Annotated in this window: 17 protein-coding genes; 5 read left to right on the forward strand and 12 right to left on the reverse strand. The window is 66.4% G+C overall.

What is annotated here, in order from left to right; translation table 11 throughout:
* Positions 1-6 precede the first annotated feature (6 nt).
* Both FHP25_RS37020 and FHP25_RS37025 read right to left on the reverse strand, forming a co-directional pair.
* Entirely contained in the window at positions 7-1,458 is a 1,452-nt protein-coding gene (locus FHP25_RS37020) for a hypothetical protein (protein ID WP_147852031.1), read from the reverse strand.
* Between the two features lie 175 nt (positions 1,459-1,633).
* Entirely contained in the window at positions 1,634-2,629 is a 996-nt protein-coding gene (locus FHP25_RS37025; RefSeq protein WP_147852032.1) for a polysaccharide pyruvyl transferase family protein, read from the reverse strand.
* Between the two features lie 261 nt (positions 2,630-2,890).
* On the opposite strand from FHP25_RS37025, the gene FHP25_RS37030 reads away from it, so the two are divergent.
* From FHP25_RS37030 to FHP25_RS37050, 5 genes are all read left to right on the forward strand, one after another.
* Entirely contained in the window at positions 2,891-3,889 is a 999-nt protein-coding gene (locus FHP25_RS37030; RefSeq protein WP_147852033.1) for a polysaccharide pyruvyl transferase family protein, read from the forward strand.
* 7 nt (positions 3,890-3,896) lie between these two features.
* Positions 3,897-5,450, forward strand: a complete 1,554-nt coding sequence (locus FHP25_RS37035; protein ID WP_178134072.1) for a glycosyltransferase family 4 protein — start codon at positions 3,897-3,899, stop codon at positions 5,448-5,450.
* 110 nt (positions 5,451-5,560) lie between these two features.
* Positions 5,561-6,490, forward strand: coding sequence for a hypothetical protein (locus FHP25_RS37040; RefSeq protein WP_147852035.1), 930 nt, complete (start codon positions 5,561-5,563; stop codon positions 6,488-6,490).
* The gene (locus FHP25_RS37045; protein ID WP_147852036.1) at positions 6,487-7,704 is read left to right on the forward strand and encodes a glycosyltransferase; all 1,218 of its coding nucleotides are present in this window, start codon (positions 6,487-6,489) and stop codon (positions 7,702-7,704) included. Before FHP25_RS37040 ends, FHP25_RS37045 begins: the two co-directional genes overlap by 4 nt.
* Before the next feature lie 9 nt (positions 7,705-7,713).
* Positions 7,714-9,330, forward strand: a complete 1,617-nt coding sequence (locus FHP25_RS37050) for a glycosyltransferase (RefSeq protein ID WP_147852037.1) — start codon at positions 7,714-7,716, stop codon at positions 9,328-9,330.
* A gap of 69 nt (positions 9,331-9,399) precedes the next feature.
* On the opposite strand, the gene FHP25_RS37055 is transcribed toward FHP25_RS37050, so the two are convergent.
* The 10 genes from FHP25_RS37055 to FHP25_RS37095 form a co-directional block, all read right to left on the reverse strand.
* On the reverse strand, positions 9,400-10,743 hold the full coding sequence (locus FHP25_RS37055) for a Hint domain-containing protein (RefSeq protein WP_147852038.1): 1,344 nt from the start codon (positions 10,741-10,743) through the stop codon (positions 9,400-9,402).
* A gap of 500 nt (positions 10,744-11,243) precedes the next feature.
* Complete coding sequence (locus FHP25_RS37060) at positions 11,244-13,517, reverse strand: xanthine dehydrogenase family protein molybdopterin-binding subunit (protein WP_147852039.1); 2,274 nt, start codon at positions 13,515-13,517, stop codon at positions 11,244-11,246.
* Complete coding sequence (locus tag FHP25_RS37065) at positions 13,514-13,981, reverse strand: (2Fe-2S)-binding protein (RefSeq protein WP_147852040.1); 468 nt, start codon at positions 13,979-13,981, stop codon at positions 13,514-13,516. Before FHP25_RS37065 ends, FHP25_RS37060 begins: the two co-directional genes overlap by 4 nt.
* Complete coding sequence (locus FHP25_RS37070) at positions 13,978-14,823, reverse strand: FAD binding domain-containing protein (RefSeq protein ID WP_147852041.1); 846 nt, start codon at positions 14,821-14,823, stop codon at positions 13,978-13,980. The genes FHP25_RS37065 and FHP25_RS37070 overlap by 4 nt, the downstream gene beginning before the upstream one ends.
* Positions 14,820-15,512: an isochorismatase family protein gene (locus FHP25_RS37075; protein ID WP_146543171.1), complete on the reverse strand. Its 693-nt coding sequence runs from the start codon at positions 15,510-15,512 to the stop codon at positions 14,820-14,822. Before FHP25_RS37075 ends, FHP25_RS37070 begins: the two co-directional genes overlap by 4 nt.
* Before the next feature lie 11 nt (positions 15,513-15,523).
* Positions 15,524-16,132 carry a helix-turn-helix domain-containing protein gene (locus FHP25_RS37080; protein ID WP_178134073.1) on the reverse strand — a complete coding sequence of 203 codons (609 nt, stop codon included), beginning with the start codon at positions 16,130-16,132 and terminating at the stop codon, positions 15,524-15,526.
* Positions 16,133-16,134: 2 nt separating this feature from the next.
* A complete protein-coding gene (locus FHP25_RS41180; protein ID WP_178134074.1) occupies positions 16,135-16,413 on the reverse strand; it encodes a hypothetical protein in 279 nt (92 codons plus the stop codon).
* Positions 16,413-18,218 (reverse strand): hydantoinase B/oxoprolinase family protein, encoded by a 1,806-nt coding sequence (locus tag FHP25_RS37085; RefSeq protein ID WP_147852043.1) that lies wholly within the window; start codon positions 18,216-18,218, stop codon positions 16,413-16,415. Before FHP25_RS37085 ends, FHP25_RS41180 begins: the two co-directional genes overlap by 1 nt.
* A 17-nt stretch (positions 18,219-18,235) precedes the next feature.
* Entirely contained in the window at positions 18,236-20,350 is a 2,115-nt protein-coding gene (locus tag FHP25_RS37090) for a hydantoinase/oxoprolinase family protein (protein WP_147852044.1), read from the reverse strand.
* A complete protein-coding gene (locus tag FHP25_RS37095; protein WP_147852045.1) occupies positions 20,347-20,973 on the reverse strand; it encodes an XRE family transcriptional regulator in 627 nt (208 codons plus the stop codon). The genes FHP25_RS37090 and FHP25_RS37095 overlap by 4 nt, the downstream gene beginning before the upstream one ends.
* Between the last annotated feature and the right edge of the window lie 30 nt (positions 20,974-21,003).

Consider the following 21,003-nt stretch of genomic DNA (forward strand, 5'->3'; position numbering starts at 1 on the left):
CCTCCTCTAGGTCGGGGCGCGTCGATTGCGCAGATCGGCCAGTGGATATCTGGCGCTCATGCGCCCGATGAAATCCTGCTTCCGCTCGCCGGGCAGGGCTGCCTCGGTCATCCGGTCGATCCCGTTGCGTCCGAGCTCGCCGATACGCGCGCGTCGTCCCCGCATCACGTCAGTGGCGTAGGCCAGCGCATTGCGATCGATCCAGCGCCAGCTCTGCCCGCCGGACAGCCCGTCGCTGTCCCAGAAGCACTTCCCCATCTCGGCCAGATGCTCGAAGGCGGCCGCGAACGGGGTGAAATACGCCGGGGCAGCGCCGAACGCGGTCCACGGATACTCAAGCCGATCCTGGAGATTGGTGTTGATCGCGAGATCCACACCGGCGAGCTGCCGCAGCGCCGCCCGCGGTGATCCTGCCACGACCGTATCGATCTGGATCGGCACCACCGGCAGCTTGTATGCGCCCAGGACCAAGGGCGCGACCAGGAACCGTGCCATCGCACCGTAGGGCTGCGGCATGCCGATATTGACCGCCTCGACCGAGCTGCTGATCCGCGCCCACGGCACCTGATGCCGGATCCCGTCGAGCGCCGCCGCGCTGGCCGGCGTCGGATTGATCGTGTGCACATGCACGACCGTGTCGCCGCATCGATGCAGCGCCGACGCGATCAGCGTCTGAGCATGCAAGGCGACATCGTGGCCGTCCGCGGCGCACAGGATGACAAAGCGGTCGTCGGTGCCGATGTCGACCAGCCTGACCATGGCCTGCTGCGCCCGGGCGTCAAAATAGCGCTGGTGCGCGGCCGACGGATCGCGCAGCCGTGCCCGGAAGGTCGCCGCCCCCTGTGCCGCCGGGATACGGTCGCAGAGCCCGGTCGCGACGTCTGCGCCAACCGTGGCAAAGGCCGCCTCCGCATCGGCGATATCGCCCTTGCCGTAGGCCACGAGGCCGCGGAACAACGCCGCCGCCGGCGCACGTACCGATGTCGCCGCACGATCCAGCGTACGCTCGATCCCGGCGGCCGCCGCCTCGCGCGACAACTGGCGACGACAGGCTTCACATATCAGCTCGACGGCCGCCGACCGGATCTCGCCGGGCACGGCTTCGTCATCGACGAGGGCCCATCCCAGGCTGGTGACGGCGGCGACATCGCGGTTCTCAAGAGCGACAGCGGCAAGCTGATAGGTCGTCCATGCAAACTCCGGCGCGTGCGCCTGGAAGGATTGCAGCACGTCCTTCGGCAGCCACGAACGGACAGTGGACGTCCGCGGGCACATGGCCATGGCCGTCTCGATGTGCTGCCGGGCTTCGGCATACCGGCCCAGACGGACAAGGGAGAGGCCGGCGACGCGGAATGCACGTTCGTGACTGCGCTCGCCCGCAGAAAGATCCCCGGATATCTTCGCAATCGATTCGTATTTTCCCGACGCGTAAAGGGCGACAAGCGCATCGACGTTCAATGCGATCTCCCGTGGATTATCTTGACGCGTGATCACTGCGCCTGAATATTCATGCCAGTATTGTGCCAAGCTATTATTTGATCCGGGCGCGATCAAGAGACAGTTGTGTGTCGCGATGAGGCGGTCGCCGCGGACATCTTGCGTTCAACCGCTGCAAGGAGCGCCACCACGACGTTCAATCGAACTCGCCCAGCATGCGGCGCCGGAGGCGACCGAGCCCGCGCATCGCATCCTCACGCAGATACCTGCGCGTGAGCTTCGGGATCCTGGCCATGAACGGCGCAAGCCGGTCGGGCAGGTTGGCATGCGTGTGATGCGCTATGAGGTCCGGCCGCTCGATGTAGCGGAACAGATTGCGGAACTTGTCGGTCGTGATCATGCCGATGGCAGGCACGCCATAGAGTGTCGACACGACACAACCATGAAACTTCATGCTGGCGATCACATCGCAGGCGCCGATCTCGCGGGTCAGCTCCCATAGATCTTCCGATTCGACCGTGCGCATATTTTCATAGGAAAATTCGCCCAAACCCGCGATATCGGCCTGCCGGTCCGCACCCGTGCCCAGGATGATGTTCTTGATCTCGTAGCCGAGGCTTCGCGCCTTGTCGCAGAGATTGCGAACGTTGGTCCAGTGGATTTCCCCCGGCATCTGCTTGCGGGTGATGAGGCCGAACACCGGCGCTCCCTGCCGCGCGGGCGGCGCCGGCAGATCGAGCGCGCAGACGATATCGGCAGACACGCTGATCGGAACGGCGGGGTTCAGCTTCTGCTCGATCCACACGCGGCTCTCGTGATCGCGCACGTTAATGTAGCGAACCGAGGGATGACGAAAGAATTTCGCCATCCTCTGCACGACCTTCGGATCCTCGCCGCTCCATGTCGGCACACCCACGCCATGGATGTAGATCGGTTTCGCCAGAAACGGATCTTCGAAGTATTGATCCGTCCAATAGTTGCCGATGACGAGGTCGCCGCCTCCGATCAGAAGGCAATCGAGCGACGAAACCTTCGATTCGATGTCGTCGCCATAATATGGTCGCGCCTGGTTGTCCTGCATCGTCACAAGATCGCAGTCGTGGAAGATCTTCTCGAACACGACCTTGAACAGCTCGTCGCCGTAGTTTCCGTATCCGTAATATCCGACAAGCCCGATGCGCGCTCGGCTCATGGTGTCACCCGCTGATTTTGACCATGGTTATCATAAGTGTTATAGCGGCATATATTTCGGCCTAGATTTCTTCCTACGAATGAGAAGGCATTCGATGACATTCTCATGTCGTCAAGTACATATAAGTCATTCCAACCGATTGCCTCGACGCCGCCTGTCCGATCGTACGCTGCGCCCTGATCCGGCGCACCTGGAAATCGTGATGCAGCGGCCAGACGTGATCGCACCAGCATCGGAAGCACGGGAAGGCACGGCGGGATAATGGCACCGAAACGCAAGCTCGGCGTCGTCGGGTACTACCACTACGGCAACTACGGCGATGAGCTGTTCCTGGACGTGTTCGGGCAGAGCCTGCACGATTTCGATTTCGTGTTCTTCCAGGACGCGCTGCGGCGGCCATACTTCCATACGCCGCTCGCGGAGAAGGTCGACAAGGTCGACGCCATCCTGATCGGCGGCGGCGACCTGATCATCCCGAGCTACTGGACCGACCAGTACTTCGAGCCGGAGTTCCTGGCCAAGCCGGTATACATTCACGGTGCAGGCGTGCCGACCTGGGGCGGCGAGAATCCCGAGATCGTCGCGCGGCTTGCCGGCTTCCTGCAGCACCCGAACGTGCGGCATATCCATGTCCGCGACATGCAAAGCCGCGCCTGGATCGAGAAGAAGCTGGCGCCCAAGGTGGACATCACGGTCACGCCCGACATCGTCTGCGCATTGCGGCTGCCGGACGTCAAGCCGAGCGGCACAGCACCTATTTTCGGACTCGTTTCCCGCAAGCAGAAGCCAGGCTCGATCCGCTGGGACAATGTCCAGGCGCTGTGCCAGCGGGCCCGGTCCTACGGATATCGCATACGCCACATCATCCTGGCCACGGGCGTCATCGGCCAGGAGGACATGGATGCCGTGACGGAGTCGTCGCTGGATGACGTCGAGGTCGTGGTGTCGGAATCGATCGCCGACCTGACGCGGGCGATCGGCGAGTGCACGGTGCTGGCGAGCATGAAGTTCCACGGTTGCGTGGTGGCGACAATGTTCGGCATACCGGCGATCACGCTGATCACCACCGACAAGTTCCGCAATTTCTACGCCCTCATCGAGCGCGAGGAGCTCGTCGCGCACCATTGGCACGAGACTCTGCCGGACAGGCTGCCGCGCTATCTTGCCCGGATACCGCATGCCACGCGCAATGATATCCGGACCAGGGCACGCGACGGGCTCGACAGGCTCGCTGAGCGTATCCGCGCTGATCTCGGCTGAGGCGGCCATGCGGGAGAAAATGACGGCGAAGGCGGCAGCCAAGCTCGACCTGCACAATTTCACGCCCCTGCCGCCGGCGCGCAACGGCATCGCCGACTACGCCTACAAGCTCATGGACGAGCTGCGCGCTCTGCGCCGCTGCGTTGTTTATTGCGATGACGTGCTCGCTTCCGCGCCGCAAGGCGTCGACGTTCGCGATGAAGCCCAGGCTTTCCGGTATGTCGGGCCGCACACGCCGATCCTGCACCAGATCGGCAACAATGGCGGCCACATCTTCGTGCTGGAAGCCCTGCGCCGGCACGGCGGCATCGTCTCGCTGCATGATCTGAGCCTGCTTTATCTCTATGAGCTGTCCTCGCCGCGGCTGGAGCCGATACTGGCCGGCATGCAGCAGCAGGATCCTGCGCTCGGCGCGCTCTACGGCAGGCAATGGAAGGAGAACCGCCTGAAGACGGCGGCCAACTACGTTCTGTTCGACATGGTTGGCGAGATTCTGTCTCTGGCTGACGGCGTCATCGTTCACTCCCGCTATGCGATGAACAAATTGCGGGCGGGCTACGGCCCGGCAGCGGCGGCGAAGTGCACGGTGATTCCACATTTCGCCCCGGTGCTGGCGATCACGTCGGCTGAGGAGGCCCGCCAGCGCTTGTCCCTGCCTCCCGATGAGAGGATCGTCCTAACCTCGGGCTTCGCCACGCGATCGAAGCGCTTCGACTGGCTTCTCGAGGCATTGGAGACATTGCTGCAGGATGGCGTCGCCTTGCGGTGGATCCACGCCGGCGAGGAGCGCCCTGACGAGTATCCCCTGCGGGAGGAGCTCGCGAAGCATCCGCGCCTGCGCGATGTCGCGACAATCACGGGCTACGTCAGCGAAGCCGAGCTTGATGCGTACATCGCCGCCGCCGATCTGGTCGTCAATCTTCGGTTCCCCTCGGTGGGCGAGAGCTCCGGTACGCTGGCCCGGGCCTTTTCCGCGGGCCGGTGCTGCATCGTGAACGACACCGCAGCCTATGCCGAGATTCCCCGCGAAGCGGTCGTGCATATCCCGATCTTCGACACGGTTCCCGCCCTGGTCAGGGCCATGGAAGCGCTCCTGCATGACGGCGAGCTGCGGACCCTCTTCGGTGACCGCGCCCGGCACTACGCCGGCAGCACGCTTGCGATGCGCCATATCGCCAAGAGCTACTCGGATTTCATCGACGCCACGCACGCCAGGACACAGGCGGCAGGACGGCAGGCCGCCGAGCGGCACGCCAGCCCACCGGCACCGGTACGGGTCGAGATCGACGGCGCCGACGCGCTGGAGCCGGCCGACCTGCGGCGGCGGCTGAGCGGCATCGAGGGCCCCTTCGAAGCACTCTTCTGGTTCGATTCGGCGGACGATATCGCGCGGTACAGCCTGGACAAGCCCGGCTTCCTGCAAGGCGCCTTCGGACCGCATGTCACAATCGACACCGTTCGCTTCCGGTCGCGCCCGGCCGCCAGGGGGCGCCGGGTGGCGCCGGGTGGCGGATCGGCGGTCGGCCTCTCTGTCCTTGGTCGTGCCTACGGGTGGCAATGATGCCCGCAAGACGCTCCAACACAGCCGGCGATGCACGATTGCCCGTATCCGTGCTTGCAGCGCTTTTTGCGACACTGCGCTCGGCGCTCGGACGGATCGCGGTGATCGATATGAGCCTTCCGGCCGGACGCAGCGCCGGTATCGACCGCGAGGTCGTGTTCGGATCCTGCGGTCGGCCGGCGCCAGAACAGACGTTCCTGGGCCGGTTCCGGCAGTCGGGTGGTCACCGCGATGTCCACGCGCTGGCCGCAGCCGACCGGGACTCGCCGGCACGGGCAAACCTTCTGGACACCGTCGACCGGTCGCGGAAGGTGGTTTTCTTCGCCGACTCCATGGATCAGGTCGAGCCGATCGCCGATCTCGTCGATGACGGCCGGTCGCTGGTGTTGTGCCTCGGTGGCCACCGCTCGGCAGTCGTGTCCCCTGCTCTGGCGCCGTGGCTCAAGCAGCGGCGCGTCATCGCCCTGACGCCGGCCGACGCCGCTCCCGTCTTCCTGTGGATCGTGCCCGCGGCCACGTACGATGTGCTTTGCCGGCAGCTGCCCTTGGCGCCGGCGAGCCCCACCCCGGCCAAGCGCCTGGCCGCGGCCGACAGGACCATCGTGCCGCACGCGACCCTTGTCCTTGCCGTCCCAGCGGACGCACCGTCTCAGGCGGTGCTGGTCGCCGGCGCTCTGATCCACGACGGCAGCTACCGCAGCGAAAGCGAAGGCGACTATTCCTGGCTGTGGACCGGGCCCTCGAAGCACTTTCGTGTCCTGCTGACGGGCTTTCCGGCCACCGCCACCAAGCTCAACGTCTCCATCATCAAGACCGAGGATCCCCGCAACCTGTCGGGACTGCGGGTGCTGATCGACGGCCGGCATGTCGGGCACCGGCTCTCGCCCTGGTCCGACGTCAGCGGCAAGGTGACGGTCGATCTCGCGGCACCTGCCGCCGACATGACCGTGCTGTCCCTGGTCTGCCCGCACATGGTGCCCGACGGTTCCGGCCATCGCCACCTCGGGCTGTGCATCGATCGCATCGAGTTCGCCGCATGACCGTCCCGCTCAAGGTGCTGATCGTCTCGCCAATCCCGTCGCACCCTGCGGTGCAGGGCAACTCCGTGCGCATCCTGGCTTTCGGCGCCGAGCTGAAGCGCCGGGGAGTCATGGCCGACTTTCTCTACTACGGCATGGAAGGCCTGTCCAAGGAGCAGGCTGAAGTGATGATCGGCTTCTGGCACAGGTTCTTCTTCGTGCGCTCCCAGCCCTTGTCCCGGCCCAGCCATGCGCGATCCTGGGGCATCGACGACTGGTGCGCCGACCAGCTGTGCGACACCGTGCGAGAGCTCGCCGCGACACACCGCTACGACGCGATCATCGTCAACTACGTATGGATGTCGAAGGTCCTGACCGGGATCCACGGTCCGCTGAAGGTGATCGACACGCATGACCTGTTCGGCGACCGGCACCTGACCGCCGAAGAGCAGGGACTGGAGCCGCGCTGGTTCTTCACCACTGTCGAGGAGGAGCGCCGCGGCTTCGAGCGCGCCGATGTGGTGATCGCGATCCAGGAGAACGAGGCGGAGGCGATCCAGGATCGTTTCACCGGCAAGGTCCTGACGGTCGGCCATCCTGTCGAGCCGGGCTTCCTCACGGGGCCCTGGGCACCGAACCCCAGCTTCACGTTCGGCTACCTGGGCAGCGGCAACCCATGGAACGTGCGATCGGTTCTGGCCATCGACGCGGCCCTGGCCCGGGATCGGGTCGCGCGCTGGGCTCTGGCCGGCACGATATCCCGGCGCCGCCTGTCGCTGCAGTCGCATCCGTTCCTGCTGGGCGTCGTCGAGCGCGTCGAGCGCTTCTACGATGTGGTGGAATGCGTGCTCAACCCCATGCTCGGCGGCACCGGCCTCAAGATCAAGACGATCGAAGCCATCGCGTTCGGAAAGCCCGTCATCGGCACCCGCGACGCCTTCGAGGGCATGCGGCCCGAGCATGACTTTCACCGCCTTGACACGATCGACGCCATGATCGGCGCGATGAAGGCCTACACCACCTCCGGCGCATTGCGCGAGGAGCTGGCACTGTCTTCACGGAGCCTGTTCGTACGCTACATGGCGGCGGTGACTCAGGGTTACGATGCGCTCGTCACGCTCATCCGGCAGCATCGGACGTCACGCGCCCGCACCCGGGACGACACCGCAGCGACGGCCGGCACCGCCGGACGCTTCCCGAATCGCCTCGCCGCTCCCGCGCCGCCGACCGGCTGAGAGCGGACCATGGCACACACCGCACATGCTGGCGCGCGCCGGACGGCCCGGCAAGCCGCCATGCCCGAAGCCGGTCACGCCGTCGATATGATCATGGCGGACGACACGTTGCGGGCGGCATACCTGCTGCAGTTCGCAGGCAATCCGGGGGCGCCGCCCCTGGACGAGCCGGTCGCGATCCGCTTCCTGCTGTGGTTTGCCGTGGAGGGACGCCATCGCTATCAGCACGTCTGCCTGTCGCCCCAGCACGTCGCCTTCCTGGCGACGCCCGAGCCGCCTTTTGCGACGCGGCTGGCTGCCTTCGTCCACGACCGGCACACCGGCGATGCTCGCTTCCATGACGACATCGAGGCATTCCATGCCTGGTACTACCACGTCGGCGTCCATCAGCTGCGGCTGACGCCGCTGCTGGCCGCCCGCGAACGCGATTTCCTGGCGAACCAGGACTCCGCTCGTGCTCAACGGGGCGCGTGGTATTTGCCGCCGCCCCAGAGGGACCGGTCTCACCTGCCCGGCGTCAACATCATCGGCGCCGCCGACGGCGTGTCGGGCATCGGCGAGGACGTGCGTGCCCTGACCGAGGCCCTGCTGAGCGCGGGCGTGCAGCTGTCCATCTTCAATGTGCGCTATCCGGCCGAAATCGTGACGACGGCACAGTCCGAGCGTGAAGCCTACTTCAGCGACAGACCCATCTATCCCATCAATGTCTTCTGCCTGCCCGCCTTCGAGACGGCGCGCCTGAAGCTGGCGCAGGGCGACAACCTGTTCGCCGGACGATACAACATCGGCTACTGGCCCTGGGAGCTCACCAGCCTGCCGCCGTCCTGGCATTTCGTCTTCGGCCTTGTCGATGAGGTCTGGGCATCGAGCCGCTTCCTGCTGGATGTCTTCCAGCGGCTGACGTCAAAACCCGTCCTCTATATGCCGCCACATGTCGGTGTTCCCGAGAGCAAGCCCTTCGATCGCCAAAGCGTGGGGTTGTCGCCCGCGGACGTGGTCTTCCTCTGCATGTTCGATTTCAATTCCTATATCGCGCGCAAGAATCCCGTGGCGGCCATCGAGGCCTTCCAGGCTGCCTTCACGGCGTCCGACGGACGGGAGCGCCTGCTGATCAAGACGATCAACGGCCACGCCAACGCCCAGTCCTTGCGGGATGTCCAGCAGCTTGTGGCAGAGGATGATCGCATCGTCCTGGTCGATGGCAGCCTGGCACGCGACGATGTGTGCGGATTGCTGCAGGATGCCGATTGCTACGTGTCCCTGCATCGGTCGGAAGGGTTCGGCCGCATCCTGGCGGAAGCCATGCTGCTGGGCACCCCCGTCATTGCCACAGACTGGTCCGGAAGCGCGTCGTTCCTGACACGGGATACGGGCTTTCCCGTGTCCTGCTCGCTGCGGCAAGTACGATCGGATGAATATGTCTATGCCGATGGCAGCACCTGGGCCGAGCCGTCGATCAGCGATGCGGCGCGCCAGATGCGGTTCGTGCGGCACAACCGCCGCGCGGTCGAGGCGATCAGGGTGAATGCCGCTCGCACCATTCGCCAGAAATACGGGCTGGGCGCCGCTTCATCGCGGCTCAGCGCTTGGCTCACGGATTTCGCGACCAAGGGCGTGCCGCGATAGCGGCATCGCCCGTTCGGCCAGGAATCGGGACACGATCTGTCCGGATCGTGTCCCCGGCACCATGGAAGCCTAAGCGGCCGTGGTGAGAGGCATGCCCGCCAGCCGGTCGCGCACCGCCTGCAAGGCAGCGCCGCCGTAGATGACCCGGAAGCGGCGGACATACTCACCGTCGGTGTCGCGGGGTGCCTCATCCTCCGAGCCGTAGCGTCTGACATACTCGGCCCAGTTGGAGAACATGTGCCGGTTGCCGTGATTGACATAGCTCTCGGTCGGCGCGCCGTTCGTCCACAGCACGTCCGGCGCCTCCAGCTCGACATGGAAGTACTCGACCGACTCGATGTCCGTGACCTGGCGGATCGTGCCGCCATTCACCAGCAGGCGGGCCGGGATCAGGGCGCCCTCCACATGGATGGCGTGCTCTGGCGAGACCAGCAGATCCGCTGCCGGAGACGCAGCGCCCAGGGTACCCGCCAGGATCCGAACCGGCGCCACCTTGGGGTTCGATCGGACGAAGGCGCTGCCGTAGCTGCGCCGGCCGATCCACTTGATGGGCTTGGCGGTGCCGTCGATGGTGACGACCATATCGCCCGCGGCGAGGGTCTCGACGGGCACCTCGCCAGCCGGTGTGCGAATCAAGGTGCCGCGCACCACGCAAGCGATGTCAATAGCCGACTCGAGCCCTTCCGGGGTCACCCCCCGCAGCGTGATCTGGCCACCCGCGACAGTGACAATGGTGTCGTCGCCGGCCTGCGTCAGCTCATAGGACGTGAAGGCGCGAAGGTCCAGGCGGTCGGTCGTCTTGTCGAAATCGAGGATAACGTCGTTCCCGAACGATCCGGCGTTCCTGAACACATCGGCGCCGGCACCGCCGCTCATCACGTCGTCACCCGTGCCGCCGTCGATCACATCGTCACCGGCGCCGCCACGGATCACGTCATCACCGGCATCGCCGAAGAGGACGTCGTCGCCAGCCCCACCGGCGACGATGTCGTCACCCGCACCGCCGCGGATCACATCGTCGCCCGCGCCGCCCGCGACGACATCGTCACCTGCGCCGCCGAAGATCACGTCGTCACCGGCACCACCCGCAACGACATCGTCGCCTGCGCCGCCTCTTATAACGTCGTCGCCCGCACCGCCGCGGAGATCGTCGTCGCCAGCGCCGCCTGCGATCACGTCATCGCCGGCGCCACCGCGGATCACGTCGTCGCCGGCACCGCCGCGGATATCGTCGTCGCCGGAACCACCCCTGAGCACGTCGTCACCAGCGCCGCCTTGGATCAGGTCGTCACCCGGTCCGCCGCTGATATCATCGTCACCGTTCGTCCCGCTGAGCCTGTCGTCAGCGGGCGATCCCAACAGAGAAGTGGCCATATCAAGCCTCGTCCAACAAATGGAAGTGAAAGACTGCACAATGAAAGTGTCTCACCAATGCACCTTCATCTCATCTGTCTTGTTTCTGCAATAATTATGAATCTCCAAGAAGTATTGGTGTATGCACTACAAAATTATTGCAGGGAGGCGCGTTAATACTCTCAACATATCCAATGCACACGCCGTTGTCGACCATGGTCCAATGCGCACGCGTGCATGATGTCGACCGGAAGCGGGCATCGACACGCAACCGAAAAGACACTTCCTTGAAGACGCAGGCAAACAGGAAAATCCAACTTCATCTCGGTGCCCGCACATGACCAATGGCCAAGAAAAGAAAGGTTGCACGCACAGTCGTGATTTTTTTGTGCGCAGCGTGGCAGCAGGCGCGCGGCGTCTGCCCGAAAAAAGCGATCTGTGAGAACCGTTACTGGGAATGTCTGGCAGGCATCGAGCCCGGTGAGCTAGGGCGACGCCTTCTGGATGGAGATACGCTGCGGCTCCAGCAGACTCTCGCGATGACGTCCATCAGGAGGTCCCTAGCGTCTGCCATCCAGCGCGGCCAGCACTCGTTCCGGTGTCATCGGCAGCGCCTTGAGCCGCACGCCGCGCGCATCCGCTACCGCATTGGCGATGGCCGGCGCGACCGGCACCAGCGGCGGCTCGCCGATGCCCTTGGCGCCGAATGGCCCGGAAGGCTCGGGGTGCTCGACGATGATGGGGGTGATTTCGGGTACATCGAGCGCGCCCGGCACCTTGTAGTCCATCAGCGTCGGATTGGCCGGGTTGGGCCCGTCGAAGCGCAGGTCCTCATAGAGCGCATAGCCCAGGCCCTGGACGATGCCGCCGGCGATCTGGCCTTCGACCGCCGTCGGATTGATCGCGCGGCCGACATCGTGCGCGGCCCAGATCCGGCGCACCGCGATCTGGCCGGTCACGTCGTCGACCTCGACCTCGGCCGCCTGCGCGCCAAAGACGAACGTGCCGAGCTTGCCGATGCCATTGCCGGTCACGGCACTGCGCTTGGGATCGAACCCGCCGCCCTCGAACATCACCGAGGTCGTGCCGATGATCGGGCCGCCGGCGACCCAGTGAGCGCGACCGGAGATATCGCGGAACGGAACCTCGGCCCCCGGCACGCCGACGATGCCGACACGCCCCCCGGCACGCAGTTCGAGATCACCGCTGGCGCATTCCAGCATCTCGGCGGCATGCTCGAACAGTCGATCGCGTGCCTGGCCCGCGGCGCCCGCGACCGCACGCCCGACCATGTAGGTGACGCGGGAGCCGCCGGTCGACCAGTTGTAGGGCGAGCCGTCTGTATCGGGCACGGTGTAGTTGATGCGGTCCAGCGGGATCTTGAGCGTCTCGGCGCAGATCTGCGCCAGCACGGTATCGGCCCCCTCGCCCAGATCGACCGCGCCGGTGTTGAGCGTCACCGTGCCGTCTTCCAGCACGCGCACGATGGCACTGGTGGAGAGGATGCCCGAGATATGGGTGACGCAGGCCACGCCGATGCCGCGACCGGGCACGCGCGGCGGCAACGCATCGCGCAGCTTCTCGAGGCATTCGGCGAAGCCGCAGGCCTCGATCGCCTGACCGCCGACCCAGCGGTCGCCGGCGCGCACCGCGTTCTGCAGGCGCAGGTCGATCGGATCGCGTCCGAGGCGGGCGGCGACCTCGTCGACCTGGCATTCGCCGGCGAAGGTGACCTGCGGGTTGCCATAGCCGCGGAACCCGGCCGCGCGCAGGCGGTTGGTGTAGGCGACCTGGCCTTCCATACGGACATGGTCGATGCGATAGGGACCGCGTGCGATCAGCAGGGCAAAGCCCAGCACGGCCGACGAATCCTCGGCATAGGCGCCGCCGTCGAGCGTGACGCGGGCCGCACGCGCCACCAGCCGGCCATCGGCCATGGCCCCGGTCTTCATCCAGATCGTCGCCGGGTGCCGCGTGCGCATCATCATGAAATCGTCGTCGCGGCTCAGCACCAGCTTGACCGGCCGGCGGGTGCGCAAGGCCAGCAGCGCAGCCAGCGGCTGCACGGTCACGTCGGACTTGCCGCCGAACGCGCCACCGACACGGGTCGCGATGGCCCGGACGCGCGACATCGGCATGCCCAGCACCTCGGCCACGGTCGCCTGCACCCGGAACACCGACTGGCATGACGACCACACGGTGAGCTTGCCGGCGGCATCGGCCTCGGCCAACGCGCCGCAGGGCTCGAGATAACAGTGGACCTGGGCCTGGGTCTCGTAGGTGCCTTCGATCACCACGTCGCAGCCGGCGAGGGCCGCCTCGACGTCGCCCTCCGCGATCGTGGTCGCGGCGCAGACATTGGCCGGCAGCGGCACGGCGACGCGGCGCCCGTAAGCGGCGAAATCGTCGTGCACCAGCGGGGCATCCTGTGCCAGCGCCTCGGCCGGCGTCATCACCGCAGGCAATTCCTCATAGTCGGTCGCGATCAGCCCGAGGGCCTGGCGGGCCAGGGCGAGGCTATCGGCCGCTACGACCGCTACGGGTTCACCCACATAGCGAACCTTGCCCCGCGCCAGCGCCACCTCATCCCGGACGAAGGCACCATAGTGATGGGGAAAATCCTCGCCGGTCAGCACGCAATGGACACCGGGCAGGGCACGCGCCGCCGTCACGTCCACCGACACCAGCCGCGCATGGGCATAGGGCGAGCGCAACACCGCCGCATGCAGCATGCCGGGCCGCTGCATGTCATCGACATAGGCTGTGCGGCCGGTGATCTTCTCATGCCCTTCCAAGCGCGGCGCCGACTGGCCCACTACGGTCATGTCCGTCATGGCGCAGCGCCCCCGGTCGCGCGCGTCACTGCTTCGATGATCGCGCCATAGCCCGAACAACGGCAGATGTTACCGGAGATCGCCGCGCCGACCTCGGCCGCCGTCGGATGCGGGTTGACTGCCAGCAGCGCCTTGATCGCCAGCACCATGGCCGGACTGCAGAACCCGCACTGCACGGCGCCGGCCTCGACCAGGCAGCGCTGCAGCGGATCGAGCGCCTCGCCCTGCCCGATCGCTTCGATCGTCGTGACCGCGCGCCCCGCGCAGTTGGCGGCCAGGGACAGGCAGGCCCGCGCCAGCTTGCCATCGATCAGCACGCTACAGGTACCGCAGACGCCGTAGTTGCAGCCGCGCTTGGCACCGGTCAGGCCGAGATGGTCGCGCAAGACATCCAGAACCGTCGCCGTCGCCTCGGCGGTGACGGCGTGGACACGATCGTTGACCGTCAGCGTCGTCGTGATCATGGGCCGGCCACCTCATCCAGGACGCGCGCGACCAGCCCGGGCAGGATGCGCCGGCGATAGTCAGCGCTGCCGCGGACGTCGTCGATCGGCTCGGCAGCTTCGGCGAGCATCGTTCCCGCTTGCCGCACCCGATCGGCATCGCGTGGGCGGCCGGCCAGCAGCGCTTCGGCCGCCGCGACACGGACGGGAGTCGGGCCACAGGCGCCAGCCGCCAGCCGCGCGAAACGGCAGATGCCGCCGGCGATATCGGCGACACAGGCGATGGAGAGGATGGGGTAGTCGGAATCGACGCGCGCAAAGCGGTAGTAGCGCCCTCGCCCCGGCAACGGCGGCACGATGATCGCCGTGACCAGCTCGCCCGGCTCAAGCGCCGTCGTCAGGAACTGCAGAAAAAAGTCTTCGGCTGCAACCTTGCGGATGCCGTCACGGCCGGCGATCTCGATCGTGGCATCGGCGCCGACCAAGGCCGCCGGCCAGTCCGAGGCGGGATCGCCGTGAGCGCAGGCGCCGCCGATGGTGCCGAAATTGCGGATCGCCGGGCTCGCGATCTGCCGCGCGGCGTCAGGGATCAGGGCCTGGCCGTCACGGAAGGCGTCGCTGACGGCGATGCGGGCGTGGGTCTCCATCGCGCCGATCCGTACCGTGCCGTCGTCCAGGCGGCGGATCCCGCGCAGTTCGGCAACGTCGATCAGCGAGACGATCGCCGTCGGTGCCAACAGCTCGAGATTGAGCATCGGCACCAATGTCTGGCCACCCGCCAGCGGCCGGGCCTCCTCGTCGGCAGCCAGCAGCGCCAGCACGGCAGCGAGGTCGGCCGGCCGATGGTAGGCGACCGATGTCATGTGTCGCTGCGACCGCGGTCGAGGCAGGCGATGACCTCGTCCGCCGTCATCACGTCACCGAACTGCTGGATGAAAGTCTCCAACGTGGCGCGATGCTCGTCGTCGGACAGCGCGGCGCAGCAATCCGACACCATCACGACCTTGAAATCGAGCATCATCGCATCGCGCGCCGTCGCTTCGCAGCAGACGTTGGTCTTGGTGCCGGCGATCAGCACCGTGTCGACACCGAGGTTGCGCAGCACGCGCTCGAGGTTGGAGGCACCCGAGATCAGCGCGCTGTAGCGGTTCTTGAACACGACAAGGTCGGCGGGTTCGGTGTGCAGCTCCGACCAGACATCCTGGCGCCCCGCCGCCAGGCTCTCGATGGTGCGCGCCTTCACCTCGTCGGCGACCACGTGGTTGAAGAACAGCTCCCAATCGCTGCGGCCCCGCCAGTGGGTATTGGCGTGCAGGACCCAGATCACCGGCATGCCGCGTTCGCGGGCGGCATGGTTCAGCCGGTCGATGCCGGCGGTGATGCCGCGCGAGGTCGGCACCTCGGCCGGACCGCCCGGCGCGCAGAACGTGTTCTGCATGTCGATGACCACGACAGCCGTCCGCGCCGGGTCAAGACTGTCGAACCAATGGACGCGGCCGCGGCGCGCGATGACGCGATCGACGATTTCCTGACGGATGGACACGTTGTGCATCTGGTGCTTCCTCAGAACGAGAGACCGTTGGAGAACACCCACAGCACTCGGGTTTCTCCCGAATGGGCATTTTCCCAGGAATGGCGGATGTCGCTCTTGAATTGCAGGTAGTCGCCGGCCGTCAGCTCGATGATCTCGTCGGCGATGCGATAGCGAATGGCGCCGGCGATGACATAGCAGAACTCCTCGCCCTGGTGCGTCATCGCATCGACACCGGAATGGGCGTCTGGTGCCATGATGCCGACGCGCGATTCGAGGACGCCGGGCTTGAAGTGCCCGTTGAGGTCCTGCAGCGTCAGGCCCATGTCGCCATAGTGGATGGTGTTGCGTTCCTGCGCCTTGACCACCACCACCGGCTCGGGCCGGTCACGATAGCGGCCGATCAGGAACCCCAGATTCTCCTCCAGGGCCTCGGCCAGATTGATGGCATGCACCAGGTTCGGGCGCAGCTGGCCGTTCTCGATCTTGGAGATGGTCGAGGCCGGCACGCCGGAAAGCGCCGACAGCCGGCTCAGGGTCAGCGTCTGCGCCAGGCGAAGGGCCCGCAGCCGCTCGCCGACCAGCTCGGTCTCGTAGGCCGATTTCGCCTCGGCCGGCTGCGCCGCCTTGCGCCGCGCCATGTTCAGCCTGCCACGACGATACGGTCTTCGAGAAAAGGATCCTCGGGCAATGCCACTTCGGTTTCCAGCAGGGTGCCGCAGCCGCTGCAGGCGAAGCGGCGCAGCACGATGCGGCTGTCGGTGCCGAGGCCGGCGCCGGGCAGCGAGGCGACCGGCACCACCGTGAGCGCGGCCTGCTCTTTCCATGATCGGTCGGCGGCGGCCAACGGCCGCTCGCAGGCGCCGCAGCAGATCTTGCCGTCGGCGAGGATCAGGGTGTCAGAAAATCGCCGGCGGGCCATCACGCGACCTCCTGCAGGCGGCGGGCCTTCAGATCGCGCCGCCGGGTTTCGGTCAGGGTGGCATCGAGGACGCCATCCTTGAAGGCGACGCCGTAGACCTCCTCGGCGGCGCGGGTGGAGATTGCGCCGGCGGTCACATCGTTCACCACTTGATCGGCCGGCCGGTCGAGCGGATCGCCAAGGCCACCGCCGCCGTTCCAGCGCACATAGAGGCCATCCTTGCCGCGCAGCGGATAGACGCCCCAGGAAATCGGTTCGTGCCGGCCCTTCATGTCGGCGAGGCTGCCGGCAAAGGCCGTCGCATCGGACTCGTCGGCATGAATCCAGACATAGTCGTTCAGCGCGCCGGGATAGCCGCCGGCCAGCCCATCGCTTTGCGGGAACTTGGTGCCCTTGCCGGAGACGACATAGTCGATGCCGCCGTCGGGCGCGTCATGGGCGACGATCATCATCTCGCCACCCGTGCCGCCGCGATGGCGGCCGGGCCCGCCCGAGTCCTTCAGGCGGCGGCGGAACAAATAGCGCACCGGGAACGTCGCCTCGATGGTCTCGACATTGGCCATGCGCGAGATCGGATTCGGGATCTCGCCGCCGATATCGACGCCGTCACCGACATGCCGCGCGCCACCCGCGCCGGCGAAGGTCTCGGTCAGGATGCCGATCGACAAGCCGCCGCGCTGGTTGGTGCCGAACATGAAGATCGCGAAATGGTTGGCATGCCATACCGCCGTCGATTCCTCGGCGTAGCGCTCACTGGCCGCCAGCATCTTGCCGATGGTGGCGCAGGCCGCATTGTTGACCGACTGGATCGCACCGACCGTCGCCACCGAGACCGGCGCCGGCCGCGCGCAGTTCACGATGCTGCCTTCCGGCGCGATCATGCGCACCGGGCGGATGACGCCCTCGTTCCACGTGATGTCGTAGCACAGCAGCGGGAACAGCGGCGCGAACAGCCCGCCCAGCGACGCCCATTTCGAGCAGTTGACGCTGTATTTCGACTGCGGCGAGGATCCGGTGAAATCGAACACCAGCTCGTCGCCCTGCTTGCGCATGGTGAGCACGACCCTGTAGGTCTCACCCTTGACCTCGAGATACTGGCGCGACTGCCACTGCCCGTCGGGCAGTTCGCGCAGGCGCTCGCGCAGCCGCTGCTCGGACTGCTCGATCAGCATGCGGCAGGCGTCGTCGACGATCTCGGCGCCGTATTTCTCGAACAGCGCGATCAGCCGCTCGCCGGCAACGTTGTTGCAAGCGATCATCGAACGCAGGTCGAGGGCGACCATCTCGGGGCCGCGCACCATGTTCAGGATGGTGTCCCACACGTCCTGGCGCATCTCGCCCCGGTCGATCAGCTTCAGGCCGGGCGACGAGAAGCCTTCGGTGAAGATGTCGACAGCGTCAGGCGCGAAGCCGCCCGGGTTCATCGCGCCGATATCGAAGACATGGACGAAGCAGGCGCTCCACGCGACCAGCCGGCCTTCGTAGTGGATCGGCGCGATCAGGTAGATGTCGGACGTATGCAGCGCCGCCGTATAGGGGTCGTTCAGCAGGAACAGGTCGCCTTCGTGGATCTGTCCGGCGAAGCGGCGGATGATCGCCTTGCAGGCCTCGGCGGCGCTGGTCAGGTGATGCAGGAAGCCGACGCCCCCCATCAGCAGCGACCCATCGGCACGATAGAGCGAGACCATCAGGTCGTGCCCTTCGTTGGTGATGGCACTGCCCGAAACGTGCTTCAGCGTCATGACCGCCTCTTCGACGACGCGAAACAGGCGGTGACGGATGATCGAGAAGGTGATCGGATCCATCGGTGTCTCCGTGGCGGTCAGGCGAAATCGATAATGACGTTGCGATAGCCGTCCAGCGTGCCGCGCTGGCCCGCCTGCAGCACGATGGTCGTGATCGGCGTGTGGATCACCGCCGGCCCCGCCACGACATTGCCCGGGCGCAGCTTCTCGAAATCGTAGATGTCGGAAGGCACCATGCTGCCCTCGGCCTCGACGAAGATCGGCCGCCGGCCGATGCGCGCACCGGCCGGATCCGCCCCGCCCGTCGCCTCGGCCGCGATCTCGGGCCGCTCCATCAACCCGCGCGCCGTCAGCCGGAACTGGGTCATCTCCATGCCGGCTTCGCGATAGGCCGAGCCCTTGCCGTACTTGCGTTCGTAGAGCGCCTCGAAATCGGTGACCACGCCGGCCAGCGCCGCATCGTCGAGCGGCACGCTGCCGCGGACCGGCGTCGTGACCTCGTGCACCTGGCGGGAATAGCGCAGGTCGACCGCGCCATCCAACCGCACGCGATCGCCGGTGAAGCCCTCCAGCGCCAACTGAGCCCGCGCCTTCTCGAGCATCGGCGCGAACAGCCGGTTGACCGCCTCGGCCGGCGACGGCACCGGCAGCAGCGCCGTCGTGGCGTACTCGTGCACGATATCGGCCGAAATCAGGCCGAACGCGCAATTCACCGAGGCGGTATAGGGCACCACCATCCGCCGCACGTTGAGCTCGGCGCCGAACATGCCGGCGACCATGCCGCAGGATCCACCGAAGGCGTGCAGCACGAAGTCGCGCGGATCCAGGCCGCGCTCGACCGTGATCTGGCGGATCAGGTCGGTGATCTGGGCCGCAGCGACCCGGTAGACGCCGATCGCGGCGGCCTCGACCGGCAACCCCAGCGGGCGGGCGATCTTCTGCTCGAACACCTGCCGTGCCCGCTCGCGATCAAGCCGCATGCTGCCGCCGAGGAAGATCTCGGGGTCCATGTAGCCGATCAGCATAAAGACGTCGGTCAGGGTCGGCTCGTCGCCGCCGAGGCCGTAGCACACCGGTCCGGGGCGCGAGCCGGCCGAACGCGGGCCGACCCGCGGTGCGTTCGAGCCGGGCTCAAGCGTGACGATGGATCCGCCGCCCGACCCGATCGAAACGACCTCGATCTTGGGCTGGGTGTAGTGGAAGCGGTCGACCATCGGTTCGCGCGCATATTCGATCGTACCGCCCTGGATCACCGACACCTTGAACGTGGTGCCCCCCATGTCGGTCGCGATGACGTCAGGCTGGTCGAGCAGCTGGCCCAGTGCCCGGCTGCCGATGACGCCGGCGGCGGGCCCGCACTCCAGCATGCCGATCGAGCGGTCCGCCGCCTCGTGTGCCGGCAACAGGCCGCCATAGCCCTGCATCACCATGACCGGACCGTCATATCCCGTCCCGGCCAGCAGCGTTTCGAGGCTGGACAGATAGGCGCGCGTGATGCGGCCGGCATAGGCGTTGATCACGACGGTCGAGCTGCGCTCGTATTCGCCCGGCACCGGCGCAATGTCGCTCGACAGCGTGCAATAGATATCGGGCGCGATGCGGTTGATCAGCGCCTTGACCTTCTGCTCGTTGACCGGGTTGTAGAACGACCACAGGAACGACACGGCGATGGCGTCGACCCGGTGGCGGTCGATCAGGTGGCGTACCGCGCGCTCGACCTGGGCCTCGTCCAGCTCGCGCAGCACCGCGCCCTTGTAATCGACGCGCTCGGCGACGCCCATGATGCGGGCGGCGTCGACCAGAGCCGGCGCGCGGTCCGTCTTGACCGGATGCTTGATGCGGTCCTCGGTCAACCCGCCCCAGCGGCCATAGGCGCCGCGCGTCACCAGGACGGTGTCCTCGAAGCCTTCGGTCGTCAGCAGGCCGGTGCGTGAGCCGTCGCGGGTCAGCACCGCGTTGTCGACGACGGTCGAGCCGTGCATGAACAGCGACGTCTGCGCCAGCAACGCCTCCAGCGTCAGACCCATCGAGGTTGCCGCCGAGCGGATCGAATCGAGCACGCCGGTGGCGAAGTCCGGCGGCGTTGACAATGCCTTGCCAAGGCGCACCGGCTCGCCGGACGCAAACACGATGGTGTCCGTGCAGGTGCCGCCGACATCCGTCGCGACGAGATACTTGCGGCCCGTGGTCATTTCGGTTCTGCCATGTCGTTGGGATCGCGGCGGTCGGCCAGGCACAGCACATGGCTGCGCCGAGCAAGCTGGCCAGTCAGGCCAAGGGCGACATCGGCGTTGAGATGCACCGCATCGCCGGCACGCAGCACGCGTGGAACGCTATCGGGCCCCTGGTCGATGGCAACCGTGCCGTCCAGCACATAGGCAAAGGCCGCGCCGCTCACACCATGGTCGCGCAGATCGAAACGCTCCTTCGACCCGACGGGGATCAGGTGCGCCTCCATCTGGGGACTGGCCAGGTCGGTGGCCAGCGCAACAGCGGCCGGCGCATGCGTCGGCAGCGTGCCGCGCACCACGTTGACGGCGCGATCCAGCTCGCGCGATGCCTCGATCAGCCGGTCGACCGGCTCGCCCAGCACTTCCGTGATGGCCAGCACGGTCAGCAGACTCGGATTGGCCTCGCCGACTTCGATCTTCTGGATGGCCGCGATGCTGATGCCGCTTTCGGCAGCCAGCTTCTTCAGCGACCAATTGCGCGCCTCGCGAAGCTGCCGCAGACGCCGCCCGAGCGAGCGCAGCTGCTTGTCGCCGAAGCCTGCCTGCCGTCTTGTCGCGCCCGCCTTTTGTTTCCGCCCTGCCATTCACGCCCCCTGTATCACATACGAGAACGG

This window comes from Vineibacter terrae (assembly GCF_008039615.1).
Lineage (GTDB): Bacteria > Pseudomonadota > Alphaproteobacteria > Reyranellales > Reyranellaceae > Vineibacter > Vineibacter terrae.

Excerpts from the sequence above, each read along its gene's own strand:
- FHP25_RS37025 (WP_147852032.1), bottom strand. The coding sequence starts at position 2,629 with ATGAGCCGAGCGCGCATCGGGCTTGTCGGATATTACGGATACGGAAAC.
- FHP25_RS41180 (WP_178134074.1), bottom strand. The coding sequence starts at position 16,413 with ATGGCCCGCCGGCGATTTTCTGACACCCTGATCCTCGCCGACGGCAAG.
- FHP25_RS37085 (WP_147852043.1), bottom strand. The coding sequence starts at position 18,218 with ATGGATCCGATCACCTTCTCGATCATCCGTCACCGCCTGTTTCGCGTC.
- FHP25_RS37050 (WP_147852037.1), top strand. The coding sequence starts at position 7,714 with ATGGCACACACCGCACATGCTGGCGCGCGCCGGACGGCCCGGCAAGCC.
- FHP25_RS37070 (WP_147852041.1), bottom strand. The coding sequence starts at position 14,823 with ATGACATCGGTCGCCTACCATCGGCCGGCCGACCTCGCTGCCGTGCTG.
- FHP25_RS37095 (WP_147852045.1), bottom strand. The coding sequence starts at position 20,973 with ATGGCAGGGCGGAAACAAAAGGCGGGCGCGACAAGACGGCAGGCAGGC.
- FHP25_RS37065 (WP_147852040.1), bottom strand. The coding sequence starts at position 13,981 with ATGATCACGACGACGCTGACGGTCAACGATCGTGTCCACGCCGTCACC.
- FHP25_RS37030 (WP_147852033.1), top strand. The coding sequence starts at position 2,891 with ATGGCACCGAAACGCAAGCTCGGCGTCGTCGGGTACTACCACTACGGC.
- FHP25_RS37075 (WP_146543171.1), bottom strand. The coding sequence starts at position 15,512 with ATGCACAACGTGTCCATCCGTCAGGAAATCGTCGATCGCGTCATCGCG.
- FHP25_RS37090 (WP_147852044.1), bottom strand. The coding sequence starts at position 20,350 with ATGACCACGGGCCGCAAGTATCTCGTCGCGACGGATGTCGGCGGCACC.
- FHP25_RS37080 (WP_178134073.1), bottom strand. The coding sequence starts at position 16,132 with ATGGCGCGGCGCAAGGCGGCGCAGCCGGCCGAGGCGAAATCGGCCTAC.
- FHP25_RS37060 (WP_147852039.1), bottom strand. The coding sequence starts at position 13,517 with ATGACGGACATGACCGTAGTGGGCCAGTCGGCGCCGCGCTTGGAAGGG.
- FHP25_RS37040 (WP_147852035.1), top strand. The coding sequence starts at position 5,561 with ATGAGCCTTCCGGCCGGACGCAGCGCCGGTATCGACCGCGAGGTCGTG.
- FHP25_RS37035 (WP_178134072.1), top strand. The coding sequence starts at position 3,897 with ATGCGGGAGAAAATGACGGCGAAGGCGGCAGCCAAGCTCGACCTGCAC.
- FHP25_RS37045 (WP_147852036.1), top strand. The coding sequence starts at position 6,487 with ATGACCGTCCCGCTCAAGGTGCTGATCGTCTCGCCAATCCCGTCGCAC.